14 protein-coding genes and 1 riboswitch are annotated in these 15,857 nt (G+C 58.5%); of the genes, 11 read left to right on the plus strand and 3 right to left on the minus strand.

Annotated features, from left to right (window positions below):
• Positions 1-4: 4 nt before the first annotated feature.
• On the minus strand, positions 5-1,123 hold the full coding sequence (locus HRQ60_RS11485; RefSeq protein WP_172195961.1) for an iron-siderophore ABC transporter substrate-binding protein: 1,119 nt from the start codon (positions 1,121-1,123) through the stop codon (positions 5-7).
• Positions 1,124-1,500: 377 nt separating this feature from the next.
• Positions 1,501-2,820: a GAF domain-containing hybrid sensor histidine kinase/response regulator gene (locus tag HRQ60_RS11490; RefSeq protein WP_172195962.1), complete on the minus strand. Its 1,320-nt coding sequence runs from the start codon at positions 2,818-2,820 to the stop codon at positions 1,501-1,503.
• 272 nt (positions 2,821-3,092) lie between these two features.
• Positions 3,093-3,203, plus strand: a riboswitch (TPP riboswitch).
• A 133-nt stretch (positions 3,204-3,336) separates the two neighbouring features.
• Here HRQ60_RS11490 and HRQ60_RS11495 point away from each other — a divergent pair.
• The 10 genes from HRQ60_RS11495 to HRQ60_RS11540 all read left to right on the plus strand — a co-directional run bounded on the left by HRQ60_RS11495 (position 3,337) and on the right by HRQ60_RS11540 (position 13,538).
• Entirely contained in the window at positions 3,337-4,386 is a 1,050-nt protein-coding gene (locus HRQ60_RS11495; RefSeq protein WP_172196048.1) for a ThiF family adenylyltransferase, read from the plus strand.
• 55 nt (positions 4,387-4,441) lie between these two features.
• Entirely contained in the window at positions 4,442-5,065 is a 624-nt protein-coding gene (gene thiE / locus HRQ60_RS11500; RefSeq protein WP_172195963.1) for a thiamine phosphate synthase, read from the plus strand.
• 7 nt (positions 5,066-5,072) lie between these two features.
• A complete protein-coding gene (gene thiS, locus HRQ60_RS11505) occupies positions 5,073-5,270 on the plus strand; it encodes a sulfur carrier protein ThiS (RefSeq protein WP_172195964.1) in 198 nt (65 codons plus the stop codon).
• 4 nt (positions 5,271-5,274) lie between these two features.
• Positions 5,275-6,072: a thiazole synthase gene (locus tag HRQ60_RS11510; protein ID WP_281358107.1), complete on the plus strand. Its 798-nt coding sequence runs from the start codon at positions 5,275-5,277 to the stop codon at positions 6,070-6,072.
• A gap of 37 nt (positions 6,073-6,109) precedes the next feature.
• Positions 6,110-7,375 (plus strand): FAD-dependent oxidoreductase, encoded by a 1,266-nt coding sequence (locus HRQ60_RS11515; RefSeq protein WP_172195965.1) that lies wholly within the window; start codon positions 6,110-6,112, stop codon positions 7,373-7,375.
• Positions 7,376-7,994: 619 nt separating this feature from the next.
• Positions 7,995-8,687 carry a response regulator transcription factor gene (locus HRQ60_RS11520; protein WP_172195966.1) on the plus strand — a complete coding sequence of 231 codons (693 nt, stop codon included), beginning with the start codon at positions 7,995-7,997 and terminating at the stop codon, positions 8,685-8,687.
• Positions 8,680-9,804, plus strand: a complete 1,125-nt coding sequence (locus HRQ60_RS11525; protein WP_172195967.1) for a sensor histidine kinase — start codon at positions 8,680-8,682, stop codon at positions 9,802-9,804. The genes HRQ60_RS11520 and HRQ60_RS11525 overlap by 8 nt, the downstream gene beginning before the upstream one ends.
• A 98-nt stretch (positions 9,805-9,902) precedes the next feature.
• Positions 9,903-10,775: a M15 family metallopeptidase gene (locus HRQ60_RS11530; RefSeq protein WP_172195968.1), complete on the plus strand. Its 873-nt coding sequence runs from the start codon at positions 9,903-9,905 to the stop codon at positions 10,773-10,775.
• Between the two features lie 386 nt (positions 10,776-11,161).
• Complete coding sequence (locus HRQ60_RS11535) at positions 11,162-12,391, plus strand: MFS transporter (protein ID WP_172195969.1); 1,230 nt, start codon at positions 11,162-11,164, stop codon at positions 12,389-12,391.
• A gap of 88 nt (positions 12,392-12,479) precedes the next feature.
• Entirely contained in the window at positions 12,480-13,538 is a 1,059-nt protein-coding gene (locus HRQ60_RS11540) for a glycoside hydrolase family 43 protein (protein ID WP_172195970.1), read from the plus strand.
• 117 nt (positions 13,539-13,655) lie between these two features.
• Here the strand turns inward: HRQ60_RS11540 and HRQ60_RS11545 are convergent, their stop codons facing one another.
• A complete protein-coding gene (locus HRQ60_RS11545; protein ID WP_172195971.1) occupies positions 13,656-13,877 on the minus strand; it encodes a hypothetical protein in 222 nt (73 codons plus the stop codon).
• Between the two features lie 288 nt (positions 13,878-14,165).
• Here HRQ60_RS11545 and HRQ60_RS11550 point away from each other — a divergent pair, with 288 nt between their 5' ends.
• On the plus strand, positions 14,166-15,665 hold the full coding sequence (locus tag HRQ60_RS11550; protein WP_172195972.1) for a malate:quinone oxidoreductase: 1,500 nt from the start codon (positions 14,166-14,168) through the stop codon (positions 15,663-15,665).
• The last annotated feature ends 192 nt before the right edge of the window (positions 15,666-15,857 follow it).

Genomic DNA, 15,857 nt, shown 5'->3' on the forward strand with positions numbered 1-15,857 from the left:
TGGGTTATTTCACCTTGTCGGCAGCGGCGCCGAGCAGTTTCATGTAATCGTCAATCGTATAGGCGATCGACAGGGGCGTCGGCGTGCCGGCTGCCACAAGCGGCGTATCCGCTGCGATGAAAGCGACGGAACCGCGCTCGATCGCCGGGATTTTGCCCAGCAGCGGATCGGCTTGAAGCGCGGTGAGCAGCTTGTCGTCGCCGTAACCGACAATAAGGTCGACGTCGTTCAGTGCCTGCGCGTTCTCGGCGCTCAGCTCCAGCGAGTAGCTGGTCGGGTCCGTAATCAGCGAAGTGATGCTCTCCGGATAAGTCAGGCCCATCTCTTCAAGGAACGAGACGCGGGTATCAACCGGCGTATAGATATGCAGTTTGGACAGATCGTCGGCCGAGAAATTGACCCAGGCGATTTTTTTGTCTTTCAACTGCGGATAAGCGGCAAACTTCTCATTAATGAGCGCTTCCGTATCGGCGATCAATTTCTCGCCTTCGGCAGGCATGCCCATGCCTTCGGCGGTCAGCTGCACCTGTTCGCGCCATTTGGTCGTCCAAGGGGACGTCGGATAAGCGACTACCGGAGCGATCTCGCTCAGGGTATCGTAATCTTCCTGCGTGATGCCCGAGTAAGCGGCCAGAATCACATCCGGCTTGGCATCGGAGATCGCTTCGAAGTCGAGACCGTCCGTATCCTGGAATACGTTCGGATCGGCTGCGCCAAGCTCATCGAGCTTTTCCTTCGTCCAAGGCAGCAGTCCGCTGCTGTCCTGTGCGCCGAAGTTGGCGGCGGAGAAACCGTCGGGAACGACGCCCAGAGCCAGCGCGACGTCCTGATTGCCCCATTGGATCGTCACGATCCGTTCAGGCTTGCTCTCGATCACGGCTTCGCCCAGCGCGCCTTTGATCGTCAGCGGGTACTGCGTATCTGTGGTTTCCGCAGCGGCGGAATCCGTTTTGGAAGTCTCTGCCGGAGCGGTCTCTGCCGGAGCGGTCTCGGCAGCGGCCGTATCCGTCGAAGCCGGAGCTGCTGCGGGTGCGGCTTCTTTTGCGCCGCAGCCGACGAGCGCCAGGACCAGGATGATCGAGATGATGGCGGTAAGCAGCGAATATTTTCGGTTTGCGTTCATGATGGACCCCTCTCTGAATCGATAAGCATATTTTGTTGTACAAGAAAGCTCTAAACTGAATAAAAAACCAATAACTTTGATAAAACCATCTTGATAATGATTATCAACATCACTAAATATATCGGCATACTAGATGAACTGTCAATCAAAAGTTTACAGGTACCCAATCGGATCAGGATGTATGTTCATAAACGTTCGGAGTCCGAGAAGAAGGGCGGGAACGCAAAAAGCGGAGCGAAGCGCGAATCTTTATCGGGAAAATAAATAAAACCCCCGGACTGCGTCCGGAGGTTGAAGAATAAGAAAAAAGCGAGAAAGCTTCAAGTTCCTTAGATTTTGAATCCGCTCACCGCTCGGTGCAAATGGTCGGCCCGAATTCAATATCCCCAAGCTTTCTCGGGAAGTCTCAGGGGAAGGCTAAAAGCAAAGCAGGTTCCGGCCGCCGACGAATGCCTCAGCCGGAGCTGCCCGTTCATCAGATTCACCAGCTGTTTGCAGATCGACAAGCCGAGGCCCGTGCCGCCGTAGCGGTTGACGTAATTGGCCGTGTGCAGCTGCGTAAACGCCTGGAACAGAAGCGGCTGCTTGTCGGCGGCGATGCCGCTTCCCGTATCGGTGACAGTAAAAGTCAGATAGGAACCGCCTTGTTCGACCAGGCCGGCCGACTCGACGGGAGACACGGACAAGGTTTCAAAAGTCTCGCCGTGCGCTTGATCCAGCCAAGGACCGCCGCTAGGCGAGACGCTGGCTTCGATCCGGATCTCGCCTTTTTCCGTAAACTTGAGCGCATTCGACAGCAGATTGACGAGAACCTGCCGGATCTTGTTCTCGTCCCCGATCCACAGGTCCGGTACGCCGCCCGCGATGATCTCGTTCAGTCCGACGTTCTTGGGATCGGCTTCGGCCCGGAACAGCTGCACCACTTCGGACAGACACCCTCTCAGCGAAAAAGGTTCGTGCACGACCTCCATTTTGCCGGAATCGAGCTTGGAGTAATCCAGAATCTGATTGAGGATCGTCATCAGGGAGCGTCCGCTGCCGTGGATCAGATTCAGATATTGGGTCTGCTGGTCCGACAGCGGAGTGGCCTGCAGCATCTCGCCCATATTCAGGATCGCATTCATGGGCGTCCGGATTTCGTGGCTCAGAATCGCCAGCAGGTTCGCTTTTTCCTCCAGGGCCCGTGCCCGCTCCTGTTCGGATTCCCGCCATTTCAGATAGGTTTGATCCAGGTCCAGCATATTTTCAAAAAAAGCGGCCAAAGACTGCAGCAGTTCGACATCGTGCGGCTGATACGCGTAGAAGTTGTCGTCAAAAGCGCACAGCGAACCGAATACATGGCCGTCGCGGTCTTTGATCGTAACGCCCATAAACGAGCAGCCGCCGATAAACGGGGTGACGTCCATATCGCGCGTGAGCGGATGGGTGCGATTATCGTCGATCACAAGCGGGTGCGGGCCGTTCTCCGTCACCAGATGGCAGTAGGAGTCGGTATGATCGATCACAAGCCCTTCCTGCAAAATGACGGCGCTTCGGTTGATGGTATTCAGGACTTTGGTCTCATACTCATCGCTTAAGGCGATACAAAAAGTATTGGCGGGGATGATTTTGCAGGCGGTATCTATAATCTGTGCAGCGGATACATATAATTTCTCGGATAAGACGTCCATGACGTCGATATAACTGGTCTTGAGCAAAACGCACCTCCGGGTGAACAAAACCTTGCAAGGAAGATCTTGAAATAAGGGTAGATGAAGCTGTATATCAAGGATGGATTTTACGGGAGAAAAAGAGGGATAAAAAGTTGAGTAAGTCTGAAAAAACGTCAAATCGGGATATGGTTTACATAAACCTTCATTTCGGAAAGCTAAACAGTTCATTCGACAAAGGCCGTGCAAAAAATGTCGAAATAACAAGCTTCGTTTCGCATTGCCAAGTCGAACCGGATTCGTTATGCTGGATTCAAACCAAATAGGAATGCGGGTGCTGGATGAAGTCCGGCTGAGATGGAAGCCTTATGCTTTCGGACCGTTAATCTGATCCAGGTAATGCTGGCGTAGAGAACCTCATTCGAATTGTTCAAGCCATTCGTGTATTCTCGAGTGGCTTTTTTGTATATTCGCAGCCCATAGAGGGTCTTCGCCGGCAGAATCCGGGACGAGGAGGACGAGATGCCGAACAATCAAGCCGAGCCAGCCAAACAGACAGAAACGATGCGGCACACACACGCTCCTTCGGGAACGCCGAGTGAAGACAATGAAAGGTATTCGCGCCAGATCCGATTTGCGCCGATCGGCGCCTGCGGGCAGGAGAAGCTGGCGCAGCGTTCGGTCGGCATCGTTGGGATGGGCGCTCTCGGGACGGTGCTGGCCAATCATATGGTTCGGTCGGGCGTCGGTCGGGTGCGGCTCATCGACCGGGATTACGTAGAGCGCAGCAATCTGCAGAGGCAGATGCTGTACGACGAAGAGGATGCCGAGCAGTCGCTGCCCAAAGTAGTCGCGGCGGAGCGCAGGCTGCGGCGGATCAATTCGTCTGTGACCGTGGAAGCGATCTTCGCCGACGCTAGGCCGGGCAATATCGCAGAACTGCTGGAAGGTCTCGACCTGGTTCTGGACGGGACGGACAATTTCCGGACAAGATTTCTGCTGAACGACGCCTGCTATCAAGCGGGAATTCCGTTCGTATACGGCGGAGCGGTAGGCTCGCGCGGGATGAGCGCAATCTTCGTGCCCGGCGAGACGCCGTGTCTGCGCTGTTTGATTCCCGAAGCCGATTCCGGCGGGGAAACGTGCGATACGGTCGGCGTCATCTCGCCGATTGTCGATATTGTCGCTTCCTATCAAGCGGTCGAAGCGCTCAAATTCCTGGTCGGCGACGCGCAGGCGAGGCGGGAAACACTGCTGTCGCTGGACATCTGGACCAACCGCGGCCATGAACTGCCGGCGGCGCGGAAGAGAAGCGGCTGCCCGTGCTGCGATCTCCAGGAGTATCCGGCGCTCCAGCTTGCGGAAGAGACCACCTTGTTGCTGTGCGGACGGGATTCGATCCAGATCACGGGGCATGCGCCGTTCGATCTGGAACGCTGGAGCCTTCAGCTGCAGCCGGCGTCGCGGAGTCTCAAGGTCAATCCGTATCTGATCCGCGCCGAACTGTCGGAGCACGAACGGATTGTCTTGTTTGCGGACGGACGGGTGTTGGTGCAGGGGACGGACGATCCGGTCCGCGCCCGGACGATTTATGACCGGTATATCGGAAGCTGAGACGGATCCGGGGGTATAGACCGGGTGATGTTTCGATCAAAAGGAGGCGGGCAAGATGATGGATTTCAGCTTGTATGCGATCACCGGAGAAAACTTTCATCCGGGGCGCGAACTTGTGGACGTGATGGAACAGGCGATCATCGGAGGCGCGGATATCCTTCAATTTCGCGACAAACACAGCGGGAAAGAAGAACTGCTGCGCAAAGCCAAAGCGCTGCGGGAGCTGACCCGGCGCTACGGGATTCCTTTTATCGTCAACGATCATGTCGATCTGGCGCTTGAAGTGGACGCGGACGGTATTCATCTGGGCCAGGGCGATCTGCCGCTTGAAGAAGCGCGGCGCCGGGTAGGCGGCAGGATCATCGGGATTTCGACGCATGTCATCGAAGAAGCGCTGCTGGCGCAGGAGCAGGGAGCGGACTATATCGGAGCGGGTCCGGTCTACGCCACGCAGACCAAAGCGGACGTCGTCGATCCAGTCGGACTGTCTTATATCCGCGAGGTGGCGGAGCGGATCTCGATTCCGTTCGTGGCGATCGGGGGGATCAAGCTTGGCAATGCGGACGAAGTGATCCGGGCGGGAGCTTCGCGCCTCTGCGCCGTCAGCGAGATTGTCGGCAGCTCCGATCCCGCGGAAGCGTGCAGAGCGTTTATTCGCAAGCTGGAGAAGAAAGGGTGAGGCGGGAATGGAACTGATCGTCAACGGAACCAAGCGGGAGCTGGATGCCGTGAATATCGCGGATGTGGTGGAGCGGCTCGGCCTTGCCGGGCGGCCGGTCGTAGCGGAGGTCGAAGGCGAAGTCCTGTATTCGGAGCAGTGGGAATCGGCGGAAGTGAAGCCGGGAATGAAGATCGAATTGGTGCATTTTGTGGGAGGAGGCTGAAACGATGAGCGAACACAGAGGGTCATCCGGCGATGTCTGGAGTATCGGCGGCCAAGAGATGCAGTCGCGATTTTTCCTCGGAACGGGGCTGTTCCCCAATCCGTTCGTCCAGAATGAAGCGATCGCCGCTTCCGGAGCGGAAGTGTTGACGTTCGCGATCCGAAGAGTGGATCTCGAAGCGGCGGAAGACGACTCGATCCTTCAGCATCTGGAGCCGGGCGCGTTCCGGTTTCTGCCGAATACGTCCGGTTCGCGGACAGCGGAGGAAGCGGTGCGTATCGCGCGCCTGGCACGGGCGTCCGGTCTCAGCGACTGGATCAAGGTCGAGATCAGCGCGGACGGGCGGACGCTGCTGCCCGACCCGCTCGAAACGCTGCGGGCTACAGAGATTCTGGTCAAGGAAGGCTTCACGGTGCTGCCGTACACGTCGGACGATCCCGTTATCTGCCGCCGGCTCGCGGAGGCGGGGGCGGCCGCGGTCATGCCCGGCGGGGCCCCGATCGGGACGGGACTCGGGATCTTGAATCCCTACAATATCGGCTTGATTGTCGAAGAGTCGGCGGTGCCGGTCATCGTCGACGCGGGTCTCGGCACGGCGAGCGACGCGGCGCTTGCGATGGAACTCGGCGCGGCGGCGATCCTGATGAACACGCCGGTCGCCAAAGCCCAGGACCCCGTCGGTATGGCCCGGGCGATGAGACTTGCGATCGAAGGCGGGCGGCTTGCGTATCTGTCGGGCCGCATGTCCAAGAAGCGCTACGCTTCGGCCAGCAGCGGCTTCGAGTCGCTGATCGTCGAATGAACCAAACCGAAGGTCGAGCGGCAGAGGAGGAGAGCGGATGAGCGATTCGTTTATTGTGCTCGGCGGAGGAATCGTCGGGCTGTCCTGCGCCCTGGAACTGCGGCTGCGCGGAGCGGACGTCAGACTGCTGGAGTCCGGAGACTGCGGCGGCCAGGCTTCCGGAGCGGCGGCCGGCATGCTGGCGCCGTATTCGGAAAATCCGGAAGCGCCGGACGAGTTCTTCCGGCTGTGCCGGGAAAGCTTGGAGCTGTACCCGGATTGGCAGCGGCAGGTCCGGGAGCTGTCCGGCCTGGACTTCGAGTACACGAACTGCGGCAGTCTGTACGCCGCTTATCACGAAGCGGATGTGCAGGCGCTGGAGAACCGTCTGGATTGGCAGCGCAAGCACGGGTCGAGCGGCGAGATTTTGCGCGGCGCGGCTTTGACGGCGGCCGAGCCGGGGCTTGCGCGAAGCGCGGTGGCGGCGCTGCGGACGCCGCAGGAGAGCCATATCTACGCGCCGGACTTTGTCGAAGCGCTGAAGTCGGCCTGCCGGAAGGCCGGGGTGGATATCTGCGAACGGCTCGGAGAGCTTGAACCGACGCAGTGGGAACGCGGGGTGGAAGTCCGGGCCGCGGGCCGCGAAGGCATCGAGCGCCGGGCCGAAGGCACCGGCCGGAGCCTATCGGGCTGCGGAGAGCCTGAGCGGTTCGGACCGCAGGAGGCCGAAGCGGCCGGGGCAGTGCCGAGCAGTCTGACGGCCGCCGGCGGCCGGGTCTTCTGTGCGGACCGGCTGGTGGTCTGCACCGGAGCCTGGGCCGGAAGTCTGTCCGGCCGGTTGGGGCTGCGCCTGCCCGTGCAGCCGATTCGCGGGCAGATCTGCGCGTACGCATGGGGCGAAGACCGGGCGCCGGTGCGGCATATGATCTTCTGCAGCCAGGGCTATCTGGTGCAGAAAGCGAACGGGACCCTGGTCTGCGGCGCGTCGGAAGACGTCGCAGGCTTCGATACGAGCGTAACGGAGCGCGGCATCTCGCGCTTGATGCGCTGGAACAAGCGGGTGCTGCCCGCGCTCGAACAGGCGCAGCCGTTTCACCGCTGGGCGGGACTGCGCCCGGCTACGCTTGACGGCCGCCCGCTGATCGGGCGGCTGGAACGCGCGGAGCGCGTGATCTTCGCGGCGGGCCATTACCGCAACGGCATTCTGCTCAGCCCCGCGACCGCGAAGCAGGTCGCGGACTGCGCGGAAGGCCGTCCGGCGCAGCCTTGGCAGCGCGCTTTTCGGCCGGAGCGGTTCGGCGAAGCGGCGGCGAACCTGCGGTGAGCCGGTCGAGTGCGCTAACGGATCCTAGGAGACGTTAGCGCGCTTTTTTGCGTTCCGCGGAATTCTAACGGATCGTACAGGTCATTAGCCGCTCGGATTCCGCAAAAAAGAAGCGGAAACCTTGTCTTTTTCCGGCTAAGAACCGCCTCGATCCGTTAAAAATTCAGGAAGCTGAAAATGGGCTTCTAAGAGTCGTCTCGATCCGTTAGAGCGGGGTTGTTGCGAACTTCCCCCACTGCTCTGACCGCCGGAGCCGGCAGACCTGCGACGTTCCGCTTCGAGCCGGCTGCCGCGATCTTCCCGATCTTCATTCCTTGTCCCGCCGCCGCGCTTTTTCGACTCGGTGATTATTTTTGCGCTGCCGGGCTATTCCGACTCCGCAGCCGTCCTCCGATCGGCGTGCCTCGCATACCGTCCCCTGTTCGGTCTTTGCGCCGTCTGCGTTTCGGCGTAGAATAGAACCCGTAACCGCAGCACCGGGAGACGGAGTGAACCTTTTTCGCTTCGGATTCCGTCTTCGTTTAGGCTGCCTGTTCACTGCGGCTTTATTTTCTGCCAGACTATCGACAACCGTTCGGACAACAGCTCCGCACGGTTTGAATAAAGGGGGAATCCTACGATGAAAGACGCCACTATCCTGATCGCCGACGACGAGAAAGAAATTGCCGATCTGGTCGCGCTGCATTTGGAGAAGGAAGGATACCGGACGCTGACGGCGCAGAACGGACGGGAAACCGTACGCCTGGTGCAGTCGCAGAAGATCGATCTGGTTCTGTTGGATATCATGATGCCGGAGATGGACGGATACGAAGTGACGCGGCAGATCCGCGAGCAGCACCGGATGCCGATTATTTTCCTCAGTGCGAAGACTTCGGATCTGGATAAGATCACGGGGCTTGTGATCGGCGCGGACGATTACATGACCAAGCCGTTCAACCCGATGGAGCTGGTCGCCCGGGTGAACGCGCAGATTCGCAGATCCACCGAGCTGAACGTGCCGGACAAACGAGACTCCGTGCTGGAAGCCGGCGGCCTGACGATCGATCCGGAGCGGCGCGAAGTGACCGTATACGGCCGCGTCGTCGAGCTGACGCCGAAAGAATTCGATATTTTGCATCTGCTCGCCGGCCATCCCAAGAAAGTGTTCAGCGCGGAAAACATTTTCGTCCACGTCTGGGGAGACGATTATTTCGAGAGCGGGAATACGGTGATGGTGCATATCCGGACACTGCGCCGCAAGCTTGGGGAAGATGTCGAGAAGAACAAATGGATCAAGACGGTCTGGGGTGTCGGGTACGCATTCAATGGCTAGGCTGGCAGGCAGCTTCCGCTTCCGGATGATTCTGCTGCTGGGGCTGAGCATGCTGCTGTCCGGCGGCGTGACGTACGCGATCTACAAAGGGCTGCAGATCTACTACGTGGAAAACGCGAAATTCGGCGATCCGCTGGCCCAATTCCGGCAGATGATCCGCGATTTCGGCGATTTGAACTTTTTCCTGATCTTCTTCGTGCCGCTGGCGATTCTGTTCTTTTTCTGGCTGACCAAACCGTATTCCCGCTACTTCCGCGAAATTTCGATCGGCATTCACCGGTTGGCGAACGGCGATTTCGAAGGGCGGGTGGAGATCGGATCTGGAGACGAATTCGGCAGTATTGCGGCGGATATGAACGCGGCGGGCGAAAAGCTGCAAAAAGCGGTAGAGCGCGGCGATTTCGCCGAGAGCAGCAAAGACCAGCTGGTGCTCAACCTCGCCCATGATCTGAGAACCCCGCTGACGTCGGTGCTCGGGTACCTGGATTTTATTTTGCGAAACGAAGAATTGACCCCCGAGCAGGTGAAGCACTATATTACGATCGCTTTTACCAAGTCCCGGCGCCTGGAGAAACTGATCGACGAACTGTTCGAGATTACGCGGATGAACTACGGCATGCTGACGCTCGACCTACGCGAATTGGATCTGGGCGAGCTGCTGGTGCAGATGCACGAAGAGCTGTATCCGGTGCTTGAGCAGCATGGACTGACCGCCAGGCTCTCGATCGAACCGGAGGTGCGTATTCACGGCGACGGCGAGCTGCTGGCACGGGTATTCGAGAATCTGCTGACCAATGCGGCCCGTTACGGCCGGGACGGCCGGTATATCGATATCGTCTGCCGCATTGAACAAGACGGGGCCGTCGTACGCGTGACCAATTACGGCGACTCGATCCCCCAGAATGAGCTGCCGCATTTGTTCGAGATGTTCTACACCGGCGACCGGGCGCGCGTTCAGAATCCGCAGGGCGGAAGCACGGGACTGGGCCTTTTTATCGCCAAAAATATCGTGGAACGCCACAAGGGACAGATCTCCGCGCAGAGCGATGCCGTACAGACGTCTTTCGAGGTACGGCTGCCGATCCAGAGCGACGAACGGCCGTCAACGCCGGGATAAACATTTGGAAATTTAAGAGAAACTTTAGATTTGCCGGTACCTTTTCTTAAACCGCCTCTCTTATGCTGGGTAGAGAAGAAAGACGGGAGGGGACGGACATGAAAAGATGGGGATGGACCACCGGCATTATCGCGCTGCTGCTCGTGCTGGCTGTACTTAAGCTGATCGAGCAGCACCAGGCCTCGGATCGCGCGTACGATTCGGCGGACGGACTGCTTCAGGAAATGGCGCTGCGCCGCAGCGGCGAGAAGCTTCAATTCGACGAGGACCGACTGTACGAAGGCGATCTGCTGCTGGTCAACGGCGATTATCCGATTGATCCGCAGAGCGGGGTGCCCGATGTCGTGGAGCTGAGCGGCCAACCGGAATTGACGGGCGGGGCAGTGCTGCTGGACAACGGAATCCGGCTGTCGCGCAGTGTGGCGTTGAAGTTCGCGGTCATGGTGGAAGCGGCTTCGCAGGAAGGCGTGAATCATTTTATGATCAGCAGCGCTTACCGCGATCAGGCGGAGCAGAGCCGTCTGTACAAGGAAAAAGGAGCGGATTACGCGCTTCCCGCCGGATCCAGCGAGCACAATCTGGGATTGGCGCTCGATATCGGCTCTACGCAGGGCAAGATGAGCGAGCAGGAAGAAGGCAAATGGCTGGAACGCCATGCGGCGAAATACGGATTCGTGCTGCGATATCCGGCGGACAAAACGCAGGTGACGGGGATTTCGTTCGAACCGTGGCATTTTCGTTATGTGGGTCTGCCGCACAGCATCGTGATGGACCGGAACAATCTGGTGCTGGAAGAGTATCTGGAGCTGCTGGCGGAGAAAAAAGCGGTCTCTACCACGGTCGAAGGACGCACCTACGAAATCCTGCATTACGGACCGGATGAACTCTCGGAGATGCAGGTGCCAAAAGGGCGGGACTGCGTACTGTCGGGCGACAACAAAGGCGGGATGGTCGTAACGGTCTATCCGTAAGCGGAGCGGGAGCGTTCTAGGTATCAAAGATTCGTGGACCCCGCTGCGGGGACGCTTGTACAGACGAACGGCGCAGCTTCTATAAAAAGCGGTTTTCCGGTTAACGGAAAGCCGCTTTTTGGCGTCAGCGAGCCGTAATTCCGTGCTTTTTATTTTTGAAAATGCTTGTTGTACGCGTTCGGCCGATCGGTTAATCTGGAGCTGAATTCAGATGGAGGTGTTCCTTGTGACTTGTTCGATGCGGCTGCGATAAATCCGGAAGACAACCGTGAGGACCTGTTCGATTCCGCTGCAAAAATCCGGAATGCCAGGTTTATTTGAGTTTGTCCCGATCGCGCTTCTTCCGCTTTGAACCTACAAGTCTATCGACAAGGGAGACCGACACGATGCATAAAAAATGGCAGCGAGCCTTTATGATGATTTTCACCGGACAGCTGTTCTCGATTCTGACTTCTTCCATGGTGCAGTTTGCCGTTCTCTGGCATCTGACCGCGACCACCGGCTCGGCGTCCGTTCTGCTGCTTGCGGGCTTGGCGGCATTTCTGCCGCAGGCGCTGCTCGGCCTGTTCGTCGGCGTCTGGATCGACCGCTGGAACCGCAAGATCACCATGATTGCCGCGGACGGCATCATTGCCCTGTTCAGTCTGCTGCTCGGCTTGTACTTCTATCTCGGCGATCCGGCGCTGCCGGTCGTGTTCTCGATTCTGGTGATCCGCTCCGCCGCGTCCGCTTTCCACGCACCCGCTTTTCAGGCGGCGATTCCGCTGATTGCGCCGGAAGACCAGCTTACCCGCGTAGCGGGCTGGCAGCAGATGGTGTTCTCCGTTTCGAGTATTCTGGGTCCCGCTCTGGGGATCGCCGTCTATTCCGCTTCTTCGCTCGGCGCGGTGCTGCTGCTCGATGTAGCGGGAGCGGTGTTCGCCTGTGCCATGCTGATTCGCGTCAAGATTCCTCCGCAGCAGCGCGACTCCGCCGAAGCGGAATCGCCGTCTTTCCTGCGGGAGTTCCGAAGCGGCTGGCGGGCGTTCGTCACCGTCAAACCGATCATCCGCCTGACTGTGGTTACGATCGTGTTCAGCATTGTCTTCACGCCGCTTGCGACGCTGTTCCCGCTGATGACGTTCCGGCATTTCGGGCTTGGCGGCTATGCCGCAAGCGTCGTGGAAGCCGCGTTCGGAATCGGGATGATCGCCGGAGGAGCCGCGCTGTCGTGCTTCGCCGGAAAAATAAGCGATACCGCGTTTGTAAGCCTCAGTCTGATCCTGATTGGACTGACCTGCCTGCTCAGCGGAATACTGCCTTCTGCCGCTTTTGCCGGGTTCGTCGCCTTGTCGTTCGTGATGGGCGCTGCGGCGCCGCTGTTCAACGGTCCTTACATGGCGATGATCCAAAAAGCGTACCGTCCCGAGCAGCTCGGCCGCGTCCTGTCGCTCGTTACCAGCCTGACCATGCTCTCTTCCCCGATCGGTCTGGCTGTCGCCGGTCCGATTGTCGATATCTACGGGGTGCCGTTCTGGTTTCTCGGTTCCGGTATCGTGATCGTCGGCTTGGGCACATGGATTCTACTCCGTGCCCGCCTGTTCAGAACGGCCGAAGTTCCGGAAGAAAAGGCTTGAGCGGGCGGCTGCCGCCTACTTGCCTGGGAGCAGGCGGGGACTTATAGTGGAATCAGCATGTAACCGTATTCAAAAAGGAGCTGATTCCATGTTCGTTCCCCCTTACAATGCCGCTTCCGATGTGCAAAATCCGCAAAAAGGACACCGCCTCGCCGATATGCCGGTCCATGATCCGTTCGTGTTCGCCGATTCCCGCAGCGGAACCTATTATTTGTACAGCGGAGCCGCGCCGCGGCTGAACGGGGTGGATCGCCATGGCGTACTGGTCTACAAAAGTACCGATCTGGAAGAATGGGAAGGACCGTATGGGGTATTCGCCGTTCCGGACGGTGTCTGGGCCGATCCGCAGCATGGCGCGTGGGCGCCGGAAGTGCACGAATACCGCGGTCGGTATTATCTGCTTGTCACGCTGCACAATGAAGACCGGCCGCTTGAAGGCGATCCGGTCCAGGGTTACGCCAAGCATTGGCGGGGTACGGCTTCGGCCGTAAGCGACTCGCCGGAAGGTCCGTTCGAGCTGCTCCAAACGGACGGTCCGCTGATCGCTTCGGAGCGGATGACGCTGGACGGTACGCTGTATATCGATGAAGAAGGGGCGCCGTGGATGGTGTACTGCCACGAATGGGTTCAGACGCTGGACGGCACGATCGAAGCGGTACGTCTGACGGAAGATTTGGCTTCGGCCGTGGGAGAACCGATCCTGCTGTTCAAAGGTTCTTCGGCTCCCTGGCTGAACCCGGATGCCGCGCAGGAAACGTCCGACGACGATCTGCGCCGGGAGCCGCATAGCGGTCCGACAGTGCAGCCGCACGCGTCCTCCGCTGCGGGTGAGCCCGCCGTCTACGTCACCGACGGCTGCCAGCTCTACCGGACATCGGGCGGGAGTCTGGTTATGCTCTGGTCAAGCTACGAAGAAGGCAGCTATGTGCAGACGATCGCCCGTTCGGCGAGCGGCCGTCTGGAAGGGCCCTGGGAGCAGCTTGAACCGCTGGTCCAAGAAGACAGCGGACACGGCATGCTGTTTCGCACTTTCGACGGACGCCGGATGCTGATTCTGCACCGTCCGTTCAGCATGCCGGAATCGCGGGGGTATCTGTACGAAGTGGAAGATCGGGGAGACCACTTCCGGATCGTCGATGCTTTCTAGGCGAAGCGGCTTCACACGAATCGCCAGTACCCAAAAAAACGGACACAACCGGGCGGGTTTCCGCCGGTTATGTCCGTTTTTGTTCATGGAGTTCGAAAGCCCGGGAAGGCGCGTGCATTATTTCCGGCGGCTTCTGCCCGGTTTGACGACAACCGCTTCGCTGCCCTGCGGCTGAGGCCGGCGTTCCACACGCAGCCATAGAATACCGCTGACAAGCGAATACAAACCCACGAACAGAACGAAGATACCCGCAACGAGATTATCCAGCATGAGGATTCCCGTGACAAACATAATGGCGGCGAGCAGGAAACGGATCAGGGAACGCTTGTGTTTCATCAAAATCGATCAATCTCCTTTGAATTTAAACTATTCCCTCTGCTACGCGAAAAAGCGGAAAGGGTTTCAAGAAAGCGGACGGCGAAACAAATTGAGGCTTTGGGCGGCTTTGGCAAATGGTGTACAATGGAAGAAACCAAATTCGCCTCTTTTTTCGGGGGATATACGTTTAAGGAAATAGGAATTGAATGGATTTTGGTTTATAGTAAAAGTAGACAAGAAATAGACACAGAATAGTTCCGGAGTGGAGCCTTACTTTTTGCAAATATACGGGATAAGGCAGGTTTTGTTATGAGCAGCGTACTCAAAAAAACAGACGTGATCTTAATCGGGGCCGGCATCATGAGCGCAACGCTCGGGACCATGCTGAAAGAGCTGGCGCCGGAATGGGAAATCAAAACATTCGAAAAGCTGGCAAGCGCGGGAGAAGAAAGCTCCAATGAATGGAATAATGCGGGCACGGGCCATGCGGCTTTGTGCGAACTCAATTATACGACGGAAAAAGCGGACGGTTCGGTAGATATCAGCAAAGCCGTCAATATCAACGAACAGTTCCAGCTGTCGAGACAGTTCTGGGCGCATCTGGTCGAGCGCAAGCTGATCTCGAATCCGCACGAATTTATCCGGCCGATTCCGCATATGAGCTGGGTAACCGGCGAGAAAGATGTGGATTTCCTCAATAAGCGATTTAAAGCGCTATCACAAAATCCGCTGTTCCAGGGCATGGAATATTCGGAAGACAAAGAGCGGCTCAAGGAATGGATCCCGCTGATGATGCAGGGTCGGGATGCAAGCGAGCCGGTCGCGGCGACCAAGATCGACTCCGGCACGGACGTCAACTTCGGCGCGCTGACGCGGCTGCTGTTCGATCATCTCAAGACCAAGGGCGTCGAGGTGAATTACCGTCACAGCATCAAAGATATCAAGCGCGCGCCGGAAGGCGGCTGGATCGTCAAAGTACAGAACCTGTCTAACAACATGGTCGAGCGGCATCATGCCAAGTTCGTCTTTATCGGGGCGGGCGGAGGCAGTCTGCCTTTGCTGCAAAAAACGGGCATTCCGGAATCGCGGCATATCGGAGGATTCCCGGTCAGCGGCTTGTTCATGGTGTGCAAAAAGCCGGAAGTCGCCGAAAAGCATCATGCCAAAGTATACGGCAAAGCCAAGCTGGGCGCGCCGCCGATGTCGGTTCCCCATCTGGATACGCGCTACATCGACGGCAAAAAAGCGCTGCTGTTCGGCCCGTTCGCGGGCTTCACGCCGAAGTTCCTGAAGACCGGTTCGAACATGGACCTGATCGGTTCGGTCAAGCCGAGCAACCTGTTCACGATGCTCGCGGCCGGCGCCAAGGAAATGGGCCTGACCAAGTACCTCGTCCAGCAGGTCATGCTCTCGAATGCCCAGCGGATCAGCGAACTGCGCGAGTTTATCCCGGACGTGAAGGACGAAGATTGGGAAGTCGTCACGGCCGGCCAGCGCGTGCAGGTCATCAAGGACACGCCGCAGGGCAAAGGCACGCTGCAGTTCGGCACGGAAGTGGTCAGCGCCGCCGACGGTTCCGTCGCCGCGCTGCTCGGCGCCTCGCCGGGCGCTTCGACCGCGGTGCATGTCATGCTCGAGCTGATGCAGCGCTGCTTCCCGCAGCAGATGCCTCAGTGGGAGCCGAAGATCAAGGAAATGATCCCTTCGTACGGCAAGCTGCTGTCCGACAATCCCGAGCTGTTCCAGGAATTGTTCGATTCGACGGCCGACGCGCTTGGGCTGGAGAAGATCGCGGCGGTCCGGCGCTAGGCGAACGTGTGCGGAGCTTCTGGACCGACCGGCACCGGCCGACAAGTCGGCTGTGACCGGTCCGGCCGCAGCGCCAAATGCGTAAAGCCTCCGATTCCTATGGGGATCGGAGGCTTTTTGTCGTGCGGTCGAGGCAGCTCCAGGCGGCAGGGTGAGGGCGGCAGACGGATCAGAGGCATACCCAGCGAACCG

Origin of the sequence: Saccharibacillus qingshengii (assembly GCF_013185195.1) — a bacterium.
Classification (GTDB): domain Bacteria; phylum Bacillota; class Bacilli; order Paenibacillales; family Paenibacillaceae; genus Saccharibacillus; species Saccharibacillus qingshengii.